This window comes from Niallia sp. 03133, assembly GCF_052663225.1.
The window spans coordinates 31,373-48,928 of the sequence record NZ_JBQTCY010000014.1 but is presented as its reverse complement, the minus strand read 5'-3'; the positions used below and the strand labels follow the sequence as shown (position 1 = coordinate 48,928).

Genomic DNA, 17,556 nt, shown 5'->3' with positions numbered 1-17,556 from the left:
TTTAGATAGCAGTTTATCGAGTAGACTATACAAACTAGTTTCACCTATTAATCTTATGTAAATAAGGTAAAAGTCTTTTACGTATTTATCTTTATAATTTATGACAAACGTAACTACTTGAAGTATAGGTTTCGTGATAAGCTTCACAATGGTTAATCTAAAATAAGCTCTTGAAATGAGGAATTTAATTGAACTTCCCACAATTACAGATAGGACATATGACGCCAAAAGTTCCCATTATGCAGGGAGGGATGGGTGTAGGTATTTCATTAAGCAAACTTGCTTCAGCGGTTGCAAATGCAGGTGGAATTGGCATTATTTCTGGTACAGGAATTTCTGTTGAGGAAATGCGCGATCATATTAGACGAGCGAAAAAAGCAGTGAAGGATTCTGGATACATTGGAGTAAATGTATTATTTGCCATGAATGATTTTGCCGAAAAAATGAAAGCAGCTATAGAAGAAAAAGTGGATTTTATTATATCTGGTGCAGGAATTTCAAGAAATATGTATGCTTGGGGGAAACAAGAGGATATACCGGTTATTTCCATTGTTTCTTCTGCTAAATTAGCTAGAATTTCCGAAAAACTAGGAGCAGCTGCCGTGGTTGTTGAGGGATTTGAAGCTGGCGGGCATCTAGGAACAGACAGACCGTTGTTTGAAATTCTTCCAGAAGTAGTGGAAGCAGTTACCATACCAGTCATTGCTGCTGGTGGAATAATGACTGGTAAAGATATTGCGAAAGCCCTTGAAATGGGAGCATCTGGGGTGCAAATGGGAACTAGGTTTGTAGCGAGCAATGAGTGTGATGCTCCATTGGCATTTAAGCAAAAATATATCGATGCTAGAAAGGAAGACACTCTTCTTGTAAAAACAACTGTAGGATTAAAAGGAAGAGTAATTGCCAATTCTTTTACTGATTTAATCACTGGTTCAAACAAGGTAAAAATAAATAAATGCCACAAGTGCTTAAAAAATTGTTCTTACCGTTTTTGCACATTAGATTCATTGTTCAAAATTGTTCAAGGTGATGTGGAAAATGGACTTGTTTTTGCGGGGGCAAGAGTACACGAAGTAAAAGAAATTCTATCTGTCCAACAAATCATCGATAAACTTGCAGCAGAATATAGTAAGGCAGGAAAGATGAATGAAATTGTTTGAAGAATACAATTGGAAAGAAATTTATCCCACTCTTAACGGGTAGTAAGACCCCCGCCTCAAGATACCGAGAAATCGAGGAAGATAGGCGGGAGATAACTGCCCGTAAAGGTCTGATAAGTGCAACTAACCACCAGTGGGGGATGAAGAAAACCCCCACTGATGGAAGTTTACTTTATCATTTTCAGCAAGAAGACTCCTTCCTCAAGGAATGAAGGGAGTAGTTGGGAGATGAATGGCCTCTTTCCACTTTTTCTACAGAATAGGAAAGGAAAAGAGAAAACACATCCTGATAGTTTTTCTCTTTCGGTAAAAATATTCTGAAGGAAGATGAGAGTGGTATAATTAGTATGGCTATTATTATCTTTAAATTACCTTTGTTTCAGATAAAAGCGGAGAAAAATCGAAATATTAATGTGATTATTTATATCGAATCACATTGGATTTAGCATTTCATTTAACAATATATTTAGCTCGAAAAACGCTTGGATTTTCAAGCGTTTTACACTTTTTAAATGTCTTTAATTGCTCTTACTAGTGTTTTATTTTATTTTTCTCTACAAGAATAAGAAAGTAGTCAAGAGTTTTAGAACAACTACTAATTAAGTAATCGACTTTCTTTTATCTTGATTAATAATAAAAACATATACAAACCGTCGGTCGGTTTGTATAATGGAGTTAAAATAATTACATTTCACAACGAAAGGAGTAAAAATGAAACGTGAACTAAAACGACAGCAGACTAAAAAATTATTATTAGATACTACTGAAATGCTCATTAGGGAGAAAGGGTGCAGCAAAACGACGTTAAATGACATCATGGAACGTTCTGAGCTTTCCAAAGGAGCCATCTTTCATTATGTCAAAGGGAAAGACGAATTATTTGCTCTTGTTCTTGAGGCTAGTCTTGAGGAGACAAATAGCCGATTTTTCGATGCTATTCAGAAAAAGGGAAAGCAGTTTGAAGCTCCTATGCAGGAAATAACTAATAGTTTGTCTATGTTGACTGATTCTAATAATGTTACCAATCGAATTTTAGTTTATCTGCTAGGAAAAAGTGAGCAACCTGCTGTAAATGAAGTGGTTCAGCGGTTTTACGAACAGGCGGTTCGAACCTCTAAGCAATGGATTGCAGTTGGACAAGAGAATGAAGTTATTTCCAAAGATGTAAATGCCGATAAAACAGCTGAACTATTCGTATTGATATCTTATGGATTCCGTATGAGAACAGCAATCACTTCCAATCTGTTTTCATTTGAAATTTCTGATTTTGCCAATTTTATCGTCGATATGCTAAAACCAAAAAAATGATGCCATCGAAAGGGAGGAATAAAAAGTGAAGGTTTACTTGATTCTGCATCTATTTGGTGTTGTTCTTTTTTAGGGAATATCATTACGGCTGCTTTTTGGAAAGTAATGGCGGATTTGAAGGGTGATCTAGCTGTTATTCATAGCTCTGCGAAAAATATTATGTTAGCTGATTGCATCTTTACCATTCCTGGTCTAGTTCTTATTATTGTAACAGGAAATCTGATGGCGGTTAAAGCTGGGTTTCCCATGTCCGGTTTCAACTGGATCACGGTTTCCCAAACGTTGTTCATTTTATGCGGGTTGATTTGGGGGGCTATACTGGTTCCTCTTCAACACAGTATGATTCGCCATAGTGCTAAAGCAATTGAAACTGGGGTTCTTTCTAAATCCTATAAAAAAGTAAGTCTGTACTGGATGATTTTTGGAATAGCAGCTACCATACTGCCAGTTGTTGTTTTATACATGATGATTTATAAACCTTATTAGTGAAGGAGAGACCTTTGAAATGGCTCCATTTATCGTGCTTGTTAGTTCATTCTTATTATTTCGTGTATTGGGGATCGTCGGATGGACTTATTTAGATTCATGGGTAATTGACTTAAGATTTGCAGTAGCCTGTATGTTTCTATTATCAGCATCCGCCCATTGGGGAAAGAGACGCCCTGATTTAATCAAGATGGTTCCACCGTCGCTTCCAAAACCAGAATGGATGATAACACTGACTGGATGGCTTGAATTAATCGGTGCAATTGGAATTGTTCTGCCAGCTACATCGCAGCTTGCATCCATTGGGCTGTCGCTCCTGCTTCTGGCCATGTTTCCTGCAAATATTCGTGCAGCGAGAGAAGGAATTGCGATTGCCGGAAAGCCCGCAACTCCGATTGTGCTTCGAACTATCTTGCAAATCATTTTTTTGTCAGCTGTTCTTTTTGCAGGATTTTCATATTGAAAGATAAATAAAACCGTTTTTTTCTGCAAGATTGTATCGGATCGCTCCTTTTATTTTTAAGATAATAATCTGTCAGTCAGAAACTTGTATAAAAAAATAATGGATTTTATTGATTCTGGAGAAATAAGGAAAGCTGACCTATTCAAAAGGTCAGCTCTAGATTACATAAGATATTGCTCATATCGCGTAAAAAATGTCATATCTTATCTTTATAAATTACCTTATTCACATCATGTCTTACTGTCTGATGTCCAGGTTTAATCCCTTTCCCAATAGCGATAAGCATTACATCTAGATATCTTTCAGAAATATTTAAAGCCTTTTTAAGCTGGGTAGAATCATAACCAGACATAGTGATCGTTTCAAAACCTGTTTCATTTGCTAGTAAAATTAATGACATGGCAGCCAGACTGACGTCTCTCGTTAATTCAAGCTTTAAATCTTCCTTTGATTTAGTAGCATAGTAATTAATTGCAGCATTTACTAGAAAGTCTCTTAATGCTTCGTCGAAATAGCCTGCTTGAAACTCTTCTTCATGTATTTTCATAATATTATCTTCATTAAATGCATGATAATCACCTAACATCACGATTAAAGTGGAAGCTTCTACCACTTGCTGTTGATTAAAAGCGATAGGTAATAAAAGTTCTTTTAAAGCTGGATCTTCAATGATTAAGTATCGAGTTGCTTGAATATTGTTTCCATTAGGTGACTTGCTTGCACTTTCAATTAATGATGTCAGAATTTCTGAACTAATTTAATAATTTGGATCATAATGTCTAACGGAACTTCTTTTTTCTAAAATGCTTTTTACACTCATGATATCCACTCCCAAGTTTTTATTTGTTGCACCTAAAAGTATAGTCGGCAATAATAAATAAGAAAATAACGTACATTAATGTGGTATAACCACTTTTTAGTGCCTATTTAGGAGGAATAAGGTATGGTTCATCATAATACTGGAATAAATATTTTTATGAATATTGTAGGTGGAAAGTGGAAATGTTTAATCCTCTATTTCGTAAGTCAAAAATCAATTAGGACAAAAGAGTTTTATGAGTTGATACCGGGAATTACGCAAAAAGTGTTAACCGATCAATTGAAACAGCTGGAAAGAGATGGGCTTGTCCGAAGAGAGGTATTTAACGAAGTGCCGCCAAAAGTAGAATACAGTTTGACGGAGTTAGGAAGATCATTTGTTCCAGTATTAAACACCATGTGTGCATGGGGGAATGAATATGCGGTATTGAAGGATATCAATAGTAATGGACAAATTTGTTGTAAACATAATAAAAACCTTTCATTGTAAATCAAAAAGTAATTTAATGAGTTTTTGCAATAGATATTATTTCATTTCTATTAGCGTCGCCCTATAATACTTAAAAAGAAATTGCTCTATTTCATTATTAAATATCATACTTTTGATTTAAAGTGTCTGTTCCATAAGCCTTTGCACCGACTTATGGAACAGACACTTTTTTTATGCAGGGTAATTATAGGTGCTGAATAGTTCCTATGATACTGTTTGGTACCTATTATACTAATAAGTGCATACTTTTCTTTTTATTTTGTATAGATCATAATAACATTCATAGAGGCAGTATGATGAAATTTGAAAGGCGCCGGTTCATGCTGTAGCTTAGTACAATAGCAGGAGTATGAAAGACAAATGATAAATGCAGATAGATTGTATTCTTATGTAGGCAATGCCTCACAGCTTTATATTCTGCTAAGCCTATATAAAAGAAAAAATAAAAAAGGGACATATAGCATACTGTGAATAATGTTGTTATTCCTTTTAGTATGCTTATATGTTCCTTCTTTTTAATGGTTTATTCAATCGATTATGGGTTTGTTGACCACATGCCGGAAGTTTTAATAAAGACACGTGGATTTAATTTTAACTGTGCGACCATATATTCAGCCAAATCTTCGGGCTGCATTACTTTTTCTGGATTGCCGTCTGTTAAGTTTGTTTCGATTGCCAAATCAGTAGCAACGGTACTTGGAGTTAAGGCTGTTACACGAATATTATGTTTTCTCACTTCTAACATAAGCGATTCAGATAATCCAAGAACAGCAAATTTAGATGCACTGTACGCACTTGTTACAGGAGCGCCTTTTTGCCCTGCAGATGAGGAAATATTAATGATATCCCCTGATTTTCTTTCAATCATTCCTGGTAAAACAGCTTTTGTAACGTAATATGTACCAAGCACATTTACATTGATTATATTTTCCCATTCTTCTGTAGAAAGATCCAGGAAACCGCCAAATTTTGCAATCCCGGCATTATTGATTAAAATATCAATTTGTTTTAATTCAGATGTAATATGGTTTACCGCTTCTATAACAGAATTATTGTCTGCTACATCTGCAGTAGCAACAGAAACAGATACTCCATATTGTTTCACTTCTTCCGCAACTTTTTCTAGATTGGATAAAGTTAACCCGATTAAGCCTAAATTTACCCCTTCTTGTGCAAGTGCAATCGCAGTTGCACGGCCGATGCCTCTGCCTGCACCTGTAATTAATGCTGTTTTTCCTTTAAGTGATGCCAATTGTAGCACTCCCTTTCTAAAAAACTATAAAGTAAACCTTTCCATCAGTGGGGGTTTTCTTCCTCCCCCACTGATGGTTAGTTGAATTTATCGGACCTTTACGAGCAGTTATCCCCCACCTAGCTTCTTCGATTCCTCAACATCTTGAGGTGGGGGTCTTACTGCCCGTTAAGAGTGGGATAAATTAAAATATAAAGAATATCAAACGTGTTGTCTACTATTATGCACAATGAAAGAGGAAAAGAAAAACCTTGTTTTGATAGTGAATAATAAACAATAGCATATTGTTCATTTATTAGACCTGTGGTATGATTTTTAATATCGTTAAGTGCAATCGTTTGCACTGCGATTTAATGTATATGTAACAAGATAATAGGAATAAGTCCATTTTTATATAAATTGAGGAAGGTTATAACAGCAGTTTGATTGAAAATGCATAAAAAGGAGAGAGCGGTTTTGGCAATTACAATCAAAGATGTTGGCAAAGAGGCAAATGTTTCGCCATCAACTGTATCAAGAGTACTTGCGAACCATCCAAAAATTAGTGAAGAAACAAAAATAAAAGTTCGGGAAGCGATGGAAAAATTGGGATATCATCCAAATTTGCAAGCAAGAAGTCTCGTTGTACAATCGGCGAATACTATTGGGATTGTAATGCCCCACTCAGCTGAATCTATGCTTGAAAATCCTTTTTTTCCAGAAGTAATTAGAGGAATTAGTTTAAAAGCCCGAGAGAATAAGTATGGAATATATTTAACAACAGGCGCGGCAGAAGACGAAATTTATCAAGAAGTCGTGCAAATGGTACAGGGAAAAAGAGTGGATGGTATTATCCTTTTATATAGTAAAAAAAATGATAAAGTAATGGATTATTTGGTGAAAGTACATTTTCCCTTTGCGGTGATAGGAAGACCATATAGCAATGCAGAACAAATTACCTATGTGGACAACGACAATATTTCTATTACAAAACAAATTACGGAATACTTAATCGGCATGGGGCACCAGCATATTGCATTTGTTGGAGCGAATATGGAAATGGTTTTTACACTTGACCGTTTAGAAGGGTATAGACAAGCATTAGAGCAGGCAAACATTCCATTTGATGAATCGAATATTTTGTATGACAAAGATTTAAAAGTGAATGCTAAAAAACAGCTTCAACAGCTGCTGCATAAAGATGTTCCTCCAACTGCACTAGTAGTTGCTGACGATTTTGTAGCAATAGAGCTGATTAGCTATGCAGAGGAATGGAATATATCGGTACCGAAAGATATATCCATTGTCGGGTTTAATAATATTGTTGTTGCTAAGCATATGAAGCCTTCTTTAACCTCCATCGATATTAATATTTACCAGCTCGGAGTAGAAGCAGCTAATGGCTTAATAGAGAAAATGAAAAATCCAGATTCTCTTCCTAAAAAGATGATTATTCCTGCAAAGATGCTAGAAAGAAAGTCTTGTTGTCCTATTTAATGACTAAACAAAAAAATCTTGAGTAAAAATAGAGGAGGATATTTAGAATGGCATCACAAAAATGGTGGAAAGAAGCCGTGGCGTATCAGATTTATCCAAGAAGTTTTATGGATTCAAATGGAGATGGTATCGGTGACTTGCAAGGTATTATTTCCAAATTAGATTATTTAAAGGAATTCGGCATCGATTGTATTTGGATTTGTCCAATGTATAAATCTCCTAACGATGACAACGGTTATGATATTAGCGATTATCAAGATATAATGGAAGAATTCGGAACAATGGCTGATTTTGACCAATTATTGTATGAAGTGCATCAAAGAGGAATGAAGCTGATTATTGATCTTGTTATTAACCATACAAGTGATGAACATCCTTGGTTTATTGAATCTAGGTCTTCGAAAGAAAATGAAAAAAGAGATTGGTATATCTGGAGAGATGGCAAAAAAGGCAAGGAGCCAAACAATTGGGAAAGTATTTTTGGCGGCTCAGCATGGAAATATGATGAAAAAACAGAGCAATACTTTTTGCATATATTCTCGACAAAACAGCCCGATTTAAACTGGGAAAATAAAGAGGTGCGCAGTGCACTATATACCATGGTCAATTGGTGGCTGGATAAAGGGATAGATGGATTTAGAATTGACGCCATTAGTCATATTAAAAAGGAAGAAGGACTTTTAGATATGGATAATCCAGAGGGATTGGAGTATGTGCCTTCCTTTGAGAAACATATGAATGTGGAGGGAATCCAAAAGTTTTTAGAAGAATTTAAAGAGGAGTCTCTTTCTAAATATGACATTATGACGGTTGGAGAAGCTAATGGTGTAACTGTAGAAGAAGCAGAGTTATGGGTTGGAGAAAAAAAGGGGAAATTTAATATGATTTTCCAATTTGAGCATCTTAACTTATGGACTGTGGATAAAAAGAAAAAAGTAGACGTAATAAAATTAAAAACCGTATTAAATAAATGGCAAAAAGGTCTCGAAAATAGAGGATGGAATGCATTATTTATTGAAAACCATGATCAGGCTCGAACCGTTTCCACATGGGGGAATGATAAAGACTATTGGGAAGAAAGTGCAAAAGCTTTAGCAACCATGTACTTTTTTATGCATGGAACGCCATTTATTTATCAAGGACAGGAAATCGGCATGACTAATGTTCAATTCCCAACTATTGAGGAATACGATGATGTGGCAACGAAAAATTTATATCGTCTAAAGTTAGAAGAAGGAATGGAGCATAAAGACATAATGGAGATTATCTGGGCTTCCAGTCGTGATAATACTCGTACTCCAATGCAATGGTCAAGCGAAGCGTATGCAGGATTCTCTACCGTTTCACCATGGATGGGAATTAACCCAAATTATTTAGAAATAAACGTAGAAAAGCAAAAACAGGATCCTCATTCTATTTATCACTATTATAAAAAGATGATTGAATTAAAGAAAAATGGACCAATCTTAACCTATGGTACATTTGATTTAATCGATCGCGAAAACGAGGACGTATTCGCCTATACAAGAACATTAGGAGATAAAAAAATAGTGGTGATTGTAAATATGACATCTGATAAAGCGGTATTCAAAAACCGGGTAGTGGAGCTTCATTCAAAAAATTTACTGCTTTCCAACTATGAAATAGAAGAACATGCATTTACTACTAGTCTATCCCTAAAACCATTTGAAGCAAGAGTTTATACAAGTAAATTATAGAGCACTATTAATTAGTTAATAATCCTTTTAGAAAACATCCTAAGAGAATGATTTAACGGAAATAAAGAAAGGGGCTATCTCAAAAGGTCGTTAGTTAATAACGACTTTTTGGAGTCAGCTTTTTCCTTCCTAAACCCATACCCCATCTATTGAACAGTTGGCAAGCGAAATACCCTTGTTTTGTCCTTCACATACTTTTGTATAGGTGAAATACCTAGGACATTGCAACATTGTTGCATCTTTAATAAGAGCTTTCCTAGATGATTTTTAAAATGTTTTATCCTCATTCATTTTCGTTTATTTACTACGGCAATGGTGCAGCGAGAAATGCTGATTAAATTTTCTTCCTCATCCACAATTTTTGTTTCATACACCATGCTAGTTCTTCCTTTATGAATAACAGATGCGATGGCCGTTACCATGCCATCTTTTTTAGAGCGAATATGATTCGCATTAATTTCCTGTCCGAAAACAGCTTGTGTCTTTAAATCTACAAGACTGGCAGCACCAAGACTAGCAACAGTTTCTGCCAACGCTACAGAAGCGCCTCCGTGCAAGTAGCCAAAAGGTTGTTTTGTCCGAGAATCTACTGGCATTGTAGCAATGCAAGTACCGTCCTTTTTTACTTCTTTTATTTGAATTCCCAATGATTCCATTAACGTGTTTTTCATATTAAATGTCTGCATAATTCCTCCAAAAACCCTTCTATTTTTAATCAATTATAGCATAATCAGAATGAATAAGCGGGTAGACGAATAGGTGTTAATTTGTGTTGCAAAATAATACTTATTTGTCCGTTCCAATAACAAGAGCAGGGGAAATTTGACTGCAAATTTGATAGAGAAGATATTCTTGTTAAAATTTTGTGAACAGATGTATTTATTATTGACAGTAAAAATAAAGTAAGGTTAAACTGTTTAATAGTTAAGTGTTTGAACTAAATAAGGAAAAAAGGAGTGATTTTCATTAGCAATCTAAAAATTAAAGACGTAGTGGATCGTTATGTTGATATTAATTTTTCTGTTAACAGGAAATTAGAAAATTTGATTAAGCTGGAAATTGGTGATGTTTTAACATGTGAACAACATTATACATTGCGCTACATAAACAGAGTAAAAGTTTGTACATCATCTGAATTGGCGATGGTTTTTGGAGTGAAAAAAAGTGCCATTACTTCTATAGTAAATCGCTTATTTGAAAAAGAATATATTAAGAGAACTCGTGATGAAAAGGATAGAAGAGTGATTTATTTAACAATGACTGATAAGGGAAATAGCACTTTTACAAAAATGGAAGAACGAATATATCTGTTAGTAGAGTCCATCATTAATAAATTTGATGAAACGGAGATTCAAAACTTTTTAACTACTTTTGAGAAACTAGACAAATTAATTATGGAAAGTAAAGAAATAGTAGTGGAGGAGAAAGAGTGAATACAATATTAAAAGGAAAATGGTTTATTCCGATTGTATGGATTGCAGTTATTGTTGGCTTATTTTTCTTTGCTCCAAATATGGGCGATTTAGTGCGGGAAAAAGGGCAAGTAAGTATCCCAAGCGGATTTAACTCTTCACAAGCTGGGAAAATAATAGATGAAATACAAAAGCAAAAGAATATAGGGGATCAATCAACCGTAGCCCTCGTTTTTCATCAGGATAAAAAGTTAGCAGACAAAGAGGTAGCGGAGGCAAAAAAAGCCGTTCAAAAATTAGACGCTAATAAGAAACAACTGGGCATTACTAACATACTCTCTTCTTTCACAGACAAAAGTTTGCAAGATCAGCTTGTTTCAAAAGACGGCAAAACTATTTTAGTTTCCTTGTCAGTAAGCTGGAATGACAGAGACGCTGAAGAAGTAAAAGATGCTTTATATAATACGATAAAAGAATTTCACGTAGATCATTATTACACGAGCAGCTGGATGATTGATCAGGATTTGACGAAAAGCTCAGAGGAAGGATTAAAGAAAACAGAAGGAATCACAGTTGTATTTATTCTAGCAGTATTATTAATCGTCTTCCGGTCTATCATTGCGCCTTTCATTCCGTTGGTTACTGTAGGAGTTTCCTATTTGGCTTCTCAATCCATTGTTTCTATTCTTGTTGATAAGTTTGATTTTCCTATTTCAAACTATTCGCAGATTTTTTTAGTTGCAGTGCTATTTGGAATAGGAACCGATTATTGCATCCTTTTATTATCCCGTTTTAAAGAGGAGTTTTCTCATCAAGAAAATGTTGTGGAGGCAATACTCGAAACATACAAAAATGCAGGCCGAACCGTTCTTTTTAGCGGAATTGCTGTAATGATTGGGTTTGCAGCCATTGGATTTTCCCAATTTAAATTGTATCAATCGGCTTCCGCTGTTGCAGTAGGCGTGGCATTACTATTAATTGCGTTATTCACTTTAGTGCCATTTTTCATGATGGTGCTTGGCCAAAAGATATTTTGGCCATCTAAATCGAGTGCAGAACATGGTGACAGCAAAATATGGGCAATAGCAGGTAAATTTTCTTTGGCACGTCCGCTTATTGCCCTGCTGATTGTTGCGATCGTTTGTGTTCCTTTTCTTGCAACATATGATGGAAAATTATCCTTCAACTCGTTAGATGAAATTAGTGATGAGGCTTCCTCTATTAAAGCATTTAATGCCATTGCAGACAGCTTTGGACCTGGGGAAGCACTGTCTTCCACCGTTGTCATAAAAAATGATGAAAGAATGGATTCAACAGAATACTTAGGGATAGCGGAAAATATAAGCAAAGAATTAGCGAAAGTTCAGCTTGTAGATAAAGTAAGATCAGCTACTCGGCCAGTAGGCGATCCAATTGAAGATTTATATGTAGGAAAGCAAGCAGAAAGCTTAGAAAATGGTCTTGGAGAAGGAAAACAAGGAATAAATAAAATCAGTGACGGACTACATGGTGCAGGAAGCGAGTTATCTAAATCCAAGCCAGAACTAAATAATGCCTCAAAAGGGATCAATGATTTAATCAATGGTACTTCAGGCATTCAGTCAGGTTTAAAAGAAATTCAAACAAATTTAGTGAAAATTGAAGATGGTATCCGTCAAGGATCTTCAAGTTCTGATAAGATTATTAAAGGGTTGGAAGATGCAGAAACGGGCGCTGCGAAATTATTAGCTGAACATCAGAAGCTGCAGCCTGTCTATGAGGCAATCCATGCTAATTTAGCGACTATTTTAAAGAAGTACGAAAATGTTGGAGATGGATTAGAACAGTTGTCGAATGACATCAATCAAGTTCCAAAAGACTCGTTTGGTGATTTGGAACAAACATATAGTGGTTTAGGTGAGGACCCAAAATACCAAGCAATAAAAATTGCTTTACTATCAACACAAACTAAATTGCCGCAAGTGATTGTTAGTATAAAAGAATTAAATGGCGGTTTAGCTCAATTGCAAACCAAGATGAAAGATGCAAATAGCGGATACGCTCAAATTGTGCAAAATCAAGCATCACTTGGAACGGGTTTGGAACAATTAATTGAAGGCATTCAAGCGCAGAAAAAAGGGTTAAACCAGCTAGCAGATGGCCAAGGGAAAATTGTTTCGAATATACCGAAATTAACCAATGGCTTAACCGGTATTAATGACGGTCATAAACAGCTATTAAATGGATTTAGCGATCTAGGAAGTCAAATTGGCCAATTATCTGCCGGATTGAATAAAAGTGCAAATGGGCTGGACAAAGTTTCGGAAGGTTTAGGGTCTGCAACTGAATACTTATCCGGTTTATCCGAAAATGATAATGATAGCTTTTATATTTCACAGGAAGTATTAGAAAGCAAGGATTTTGCCCAATCGATTGAAACATATATGTCTAAAGATCGGAAAATAATGAAATTAGATGTTGTTTTTTCTGCCAATCCTTATTCAAATGAAGCGATGCAACAAGTGGGTGAATTAAAAGATGCAGTAACTAGAGCAACGAAAGGAACGAAATTGGAAAATGCCGACGTGGCAGTTGGTGGAATAACTAGCACGAATGCCGATTTGCAGAAAATCTCCCATCAAGACTATTCAAGAACCGTTGTTTTTATGCTGCTTGGCATTTCCATTATCCTTGTCTTTTTATTCCGTTCTATTATGATGCCAGCCTATATTATCGGTTCTTTAATTTTATCCTTTTATACTGCAATGGGCATCAATGAAGCAATCTATGTAAATTTATTAGGATATACGGGGATCAGTTGGGCTGTGCCGTTTTTTGGATTTGTTATATTAGTTGCGCTAGGCGTTGACTACAGTATCTTTTTAATGGATCGTTTTAATGAATATCGCGATATAACAATTTCAGAAGCGATGTTAGAAGCGATGAAAAAAATGGGAACAGTAATAATCTCCGCTGCCATCATTCTAGGAGGAACATTTGCCGCAATGATGCCATCCGGAATGCTATCCTTGCTGCAGATTGCCAGCATCGTTTTAGCAGGATTGGTTTTATATGCATTTATTATTTTGCCGTTATTTATCCCAGTAATGGTGAAGAATTTCGGAGAAGCAAACTGGTGGCCATTTAAAAGACCGAATAACTAGAAAAGCGCAATCGCTCTTGCTTATCGACGGAAGAAGCTGAGGTTCGCAGGATATGAATCACACAAATGAAGACATAAGGATGTAGCGTTCTTAATTTGTGTACCATAAGTGAGATAAAGGAAACACGAAGAGCGAAAGCGAGTTCGTGCTTGACTTATCGAAGACGAGTTGAAGGAAGCTTTGGAGTCGATAGAGCGATGGAGCTAAAAATACAAAATAGAAAACTCAAATGGCACTGCGAATTAGATGTATCCATTTGGTTTTTTTTTTATGGCAAACCAAAAATAATAATTTTTTTAACTATTTTTCACTATTTTTTCATATAACATATGTTACAATTATTCCTTATTATGAAGAAAATTCCAATTGTGAACTTTTATTAGTTTGTATAAAACCTGAAACTTTTTTTTCGGTTGTTCGTTATTAAAAGAGGAGTAATCATTTTCGCAGTACTATTTCTAATTTTTCATGCAAGTCGAAAACATTTTATTTCGAAGGGGAAAGCATTGGGAGAAGAGGAGTTGCAATGAGGGAAAAGTGGAGCAGTCAAAGAAGGCAGGCAACGAAGATAGTGAGTGCTTATCGAGAAATTGTGATTTTTTTTTATTTCTGTTCATACTATAAAAGAAATATTTAGTTTTAAAAGAAGTGAGGATTAACGATGAAGAAAAAGATTTTGACCATTGCAGTACCATGCTATAACGAAGAAGAGGTTTTTGACTGTACTTACCTTCGATTAAAGGGTGTGTTAAATAACTTAATAGATGATGAATTAATCAGTGAGAATAGTCAGCTGTTATTTATTGATGATGGCAGCAAAGATGCAACATGGGGGAAAATTAGTGAAGCTTGCCGTATCGATCCGTATGTAAGCGGTGTAAAGCTTTCAAGGAACTTTGGGCATCAAAAGGCTCTATTAGCAGGTTTGGAAGAGGCTGTAAAGTTTTCTGATTGTGTCATTAGCATTGATGCAGACTTGCAGGATGATACATCCGTTATTAGAGAATTTGTTTTGCAATATTTAAAAGGCTATGATGTGGTGTATGGTGTTAGAAGTAAACGCGATACAGACAGCTACTTCAAAAGAACAACAGCTGAAGGTTTTTATAAACTGATGGGAAAATTAGGTTTGTCACTTGTATACAATCATGCAGATTATCGTTTATTAAGCAAGCGTGCTTTAGCTGAAATGCTCCGTTTCAACGAAAGTAATCTGTTTTTAAGAGGAATCGTTCCTTTATTAGGTTTTAAATCGACAAAAGTCTATTATGAACGAAAAGCTCGTGAAGCAGGGGAATCAAAATATCCATTGGCTAAAATGCTTGCTTTTGCATTTGATGGATTAACCTCTTTTAGCGTGAAACCAATCCGTTTTATCACAGGTATAGGCTTTTTATCTTTTTTTATTAGTTTTATCGCAGGCTTTTATGTTCTTGTTGAAAAATTTATGGGTGATACGGAGTCAGGGTGGGCTTCTCTTATGATTTCGATTTGGCTGATCGGAGGACTATTATTAATGAGCATTGGTCTGATTGGAGAATATATTGGGAAAATATATGAGGAAGTAAAGCATCGTCCCCGTTATATTATAGAACATAATTTATGCAATAAACATGCAAATACAAAAATCAAGACGAAGGTGCATGTTTAATGTTTCGTCATTCTTTTATTAAATTTCTTGCCATTGGCGTCATCAATACGTTAATAGGATTATCTATTACGTATACATGTTTAAATATATTGGGGCTGCATTATTGGGCATCCACCTTTATTGGGAATTTGCTTGGAGCATGTGTCAGCTATTTTTTAAATAAACGATTTACTTTTCAAAGCAAAGCACCATTTATGGGCAGCAGTTTTCGATTTGCCATTGTTATTATTTTATCTTATTTTGCGGCCTATAAAATCGGGTTGGAGCTAGTGGATGAAATCGTCATGCTGCTTGCTTTGCCAACTGGTTATATAGAAGAAATAGCTGTACTTTTTGGAGCTGGATTCTATACGATTCTCAATTATTTAGGACAAAAATATATTGTGTTCCCGGAAAAATATAAGCAAGGACCAAGGAGTTTACAATGATTCGTCAACTAGAAAAAAGAAACAAAGAAAAACTTTATTTCAGTATTGCACTTGTTATTATTTTATTATGGGTATCGCCCTATTTTGTATTAAATGAAAATGCCCATATGCGCATTCATGATAATTTAGATTCCAACTTAGGCTGGTATCAAGTTTTAAAAGACAGCGGTCAATTATTCGCTCCATTGCATACACCAATGGAACAAATTATGAACGGTAATTTTTCACGAGATACTTTTTATTCGGAGTATTATGCCATGGTTTTTTTATTTCAGCTTTTTCCTCCAGTCATCGCATATGGACTAAGTCAAGCTATTACAAGATTTGTTGCATTTTTAGGAATGTATTTACTTTTAAAAAAGTATGTGTTTAAAGATAAGGAGCATTTCCTTATTTTAGTGGGAGTAGCTCTTACTTTTTCCTTAACTCCTTATTGGCCGTCAGGAATGCTCAGCATCCTTGGTATGCCATTGGCACTTTGGAGCTTTCTTAATATTCGCAGGGGAGAAAATCATTGGAAAAATTATTTTATTTTAACTCTTCTTCCTTTTTTCTCCACATTTGTAATTGGATTCTTTTATTTTCTTGCCGCAATGGGATGTATCTGGTTATACGATGTAGTTAAAACAAAAAAATGGAATTGGCCTTTTTTCTTCTCTATATTTTATATGCTTTTGATTTATTTATGCATTGACTATCGACTAGTGGCTTCCATGGTTGCACCAGCTCATGAACTGACAAACCGAGATGTTTTTTACCAGTCGAAATTAACTTTTTGGGAAACAATCAGATTGGTAGGGAAAAACTATGTAATCAGCCATAATCAGGATAGAACCATTCATGAGTTTATAATCCTGCCATTAAGTCTTTATTGTTTATTTATGGTGCTTTGGAAAAAAAGATGGAAAGAACATAAATTATTTATTGGACTTCACATAATAAATATAGCACTGTCTACCTGGTATGCATTTTGGTTTTTTGAGGGATGGCAGCCATTAAAAGAACGAATCAGTATTTTAACAACCTTTAACTTTGCTAGATTTCATTATTTAAGACCAATGATTATATATGCGATATTTGCTCTCTCTTTAAAAATGATATGGGAAAAGGAAAGCCTCGGAAAAAAAATTGTCTATATACTTATTTTTCTGCAATTGCTTGTATTAGTGCCAAATAATGAAGAAGTAAAATATCATAATCAGCCAAGCTATGGACAATATTTTGCAAAAGAAGAATTTACACAAATAAAAAACTATATAAATCTTCCGATGAATCAATACCGAGTTATCAGCATTGGCATGCATCCAGATGTATCACAATATAATGGCTTTTACACATTGGATTCCTATAGCAATATCTACCCGCTTCGTTATAAGCTGGAGTTCCGTAAAATAATCGAACCTGAACTACATAAGAATAAAACTCTCCAAGAATACTATGATGACTGGGGAGGAAGATGTTACATTTTTGTAGATGAATTAGGAAAACATTATCAATTCTCCAAAAAATCAAAAAAGGTTATTCACCATTTAAATCTAAATACAGAGCAGCTAAAAAAAATGGGTGGACGATTTGTACTGTCAGCAGTACAAATCGAAAATGCCAAGGAAAACAATCTTGTTTTCCGTAAAGACTTTCAAACAAAAGAAGGCTACTGGCACATCTACCTATACGAAGTGAAATAGAAAAGTAAAAGCGTAATTTCGTTTAGGAACGAGAACGATAAAAAAGCATCAGCACCAAATTAGAT

The 17,556-nt window shown here is 35.1% G+C and carries 15 protein-coding genes; 12 read left to right on the top strand and 3 right to left on the bottom strand.

What is annotated here, in order from left to right; genetic code table 11:
• Positions 1 to 218 precede the first annotated feature (218 nt).
• The 4 genes from ACTYBU_RS18250 to ACTYBU_RS18235 all read left to right on the top strand — a co-directional run bounded on the left by ACTYBU_RS18250 (position 219) and on the right by ACTYBU_RS18235 (position 3,417).
• Positions 219 to 1,160 (top strand): NAD(P)H-dependent flavin oxidoreductase, encoded by a 942-nt coding sequence (locus tag ACTYBU_RS18250; protein ID WP_445492058.1) that lies wholly within the window; start codon positions 219 to 221, stop codon positions 1,158 to 1,160.
• A gap of 711 nt (positions 1,161 to 1,871) precedes the next feature.
• Complete coding sequence (locus ACTYBU_RS18245) at positions 1,872 to 2,468, top strand: TetR/AcrR family transcriptional regulator (protein WP_445491914.1); 597 nt, start codon at positions 1,872 to 1,874, stop codon at positions 2,466 to 2,468.
• Positions 2,469 to 2,573: 105 nt separating this feature from the next.
• Positions 2,574 to 2,954 carry a DUF2269 family protein gene (locus tag ACTYBU_RS18240; protein WP_445491913.1) on the top strand — a complete coding sequence of 127 codons (381 nt, stop codon included), beginning with the start codon at positions 2,574 to 2,576 and terminating at the stop codon, positions 2,952 to 2,954.
• Positions 2,955 to 2,973: 19 nt separating this feature from the next.
• Positions 2,974 to 3,417, top strand: a complete 444-nt coding sequence (locus ACTYBU_RS18235) for a DoxX family protein (protein ID WP_445491911.1) — start codon at positions 2,974 to 2,976, stop codon at positions 3,415 to 3,417.
• A 196-nt stretch (positions 3,418 to 3,613) separates the two neighbouring features.
• Here the strand turns inward: ACTYBU_RS18235 and ACTYBU_RS18230 are convergent, their stop codons facing one another.
• Complete coding sequence (locus tag ACTYBU_RS18230) at positions 3,614 to 4,162, bottom strand: nitroreductase family protein (RefSeq protein ID WP_445492057.1); 549 nt, start codon at positions 4,160 to 4,162, stop codon at positions 3,614 to 3,616.
• A gap of 198 nt (positions 4,163 to 4,360) precedes the next feature.
• Between ACTYBU_RS18230 and ACTYBU_RS18225 the strand changes: the two genes are divergently transcribed.
• Positions 4,361 to 4,726: a winged helix-turn-helix transcriptional regulator gene (locus ACTYBU_RS18225; protein ID WP_445491910.1), complete on the top strand. Its 366-nt coding sequence runs from the start codon at positions 4,361 to 4,363 to the stop codon at positions 4,724 to 4,726.
• A gap of 535 nt (positions 4,727 to 5,261) precedes the next feature.
• On the opposite strand, the gene ACTYBU_RS18220 is transcribed toward ACTYBU_RS18225, so the two are convergent.
• Entirely contained in the window at positions 5,262 to 5,978 is a 717-nt protein-coding gene (locus tag ACTYBU_RS18220) for a 3-ketoacyl-ACP reductase (protein ID WP_445491908.1), read from the bottom strand.
• Positions 5,979 to 6,434: 456 nt separating this feature from the next.
• Here ACTYBU_RS18220 and ACTYBU_RS18215 point away from each other — a divergent pair, with 456 nt between their 5' ends.
• Together ACTYBU_RS18215 and ACTYBU_RS18210 are read left to right on the top strand one after the other, a co-directional pair.
• A complete protein-coding gene (locus tag ACTYBU_RS18215) occupies positions 6,435 to 7,454 on the top strand; it encodes a LacI family DNA-binding transcriptional regulator (RefSeq protein ID WP_445491906.1) in 1,020 nt (339 codons plus the stop codon).
• 47 nt (positions 7,455 to 7,501) lie between these two features.
• The gene (locus tag ACTYBU_RS18210) at positions 7,502 to 9,172 is read left to right on the top strand and encodes a glycoside hydrolase family 13 protein (protein ID WP_445491904.1); all 1,671 of its coding nucleotides are present in this window, start codon (positions 7,502 to 7,504) and stop codon (positions 9,170 to 9,172) included.
• A 287-nt stretch (positions 9,173 to 9,459) separates the two neighbouring features.
• On the opposite strand, the gene ACTYBU_RS18205 is transcribed toward ACTYBU_RS18210, so the two are convergent.
• Complete coding sequence (locus tag ACTYBU_RS18205; protein WP_445491903.1) at positions 9,460 to 9,858, bottom strand: hotdog fold thioesterase; 399 nt, start codon at positions 9,856 to 9,858, stop codon at positions 9,460 to 9,462.
• Between the two features lie 270 nt (positions 9,859 to 10,128).
• Here ACTYBU_RS18205 and ACTYBU_RS18200 point away from each other — a divergent pair, with 270 nt between their 5' ends.
• The 5 genes from ACTYBU_RS18200 to ACTYBU_RS18180 all read left to right on the top strand — a co-directional run bounded on the left by ACTYBU_RS18200 (position 10,129) and on the right by ACTYBU_RS18180 (position 17,491).
• Positions 10,129 to 10,605, top strand: coding sequence for a MarR family winged helix-turn-helix transcriptional regulator (locus tag ACTYBU_RS18200; RefSeq protein ID WP_445491901.1), 477 nt, complete (start codon positions 10,129 to 10,131; stop codon positions 10,603 to 10,605).
• Entirely contained in the window at positions 10,602 to 13,727 is a 3,126-nt protein-coding gene (locus ACTYBU_RS18195; protein WP_445491899.1) for an MMPL family transporter, read from the top strand. Before ACTYBU_RS18200 ends, ACTYBU_RS18195 begins: the two co-directional genes overlap by 4 nt.
• Positions 13,728 to 14,388: 661 nt before the next feature.
• Positions 14,389 to 15,378, top strand: a complete 990-nt coding sequence (locus ACTYBU_RS18190) for a glycosyltransferase family 2 protein (RefSeq protein WP_445491897.1) — start codon at positions 14,389 to 14,391, stop codon at positions 15,376 to 15,378.
• Positions 15,378 to 15,806: a GtrA family protein gene (locus tag ACTYBU_RS18185; RefSeq protein WP_445491895.1), complete on the top strand. Its 429-nt coding sequence runs from the start codon at positions 15,378 to 15,380 to the stop codon at positions 15,804 to 15,806. The genes ACTYBU_RS18190 and ACTYBU_RS18185 overlap by 1 nt, the downstream gene beginning before the upstream one ends.
• Positions 15,803 to 17,491 carry a DUF6044 family protein gene (locus ACTYBU_RS18180; RefSeq protein WP_445491893.1) on the top strand — a complete coding sequence of 563 codons (1,689 nt, stop codon included), beginning with the start codon at positions 15,803 to 15,805 and terminating at the stop codon, positions 17,489 to 17,491. The genes ACTYBU_RS18185 and ACTYBU_RS18180 overlap by 4 nt, the downstream gene beginning before the upstream one ends.
• Positions 17,492 to 17,556: the final 65 nt, after the last annotated feature.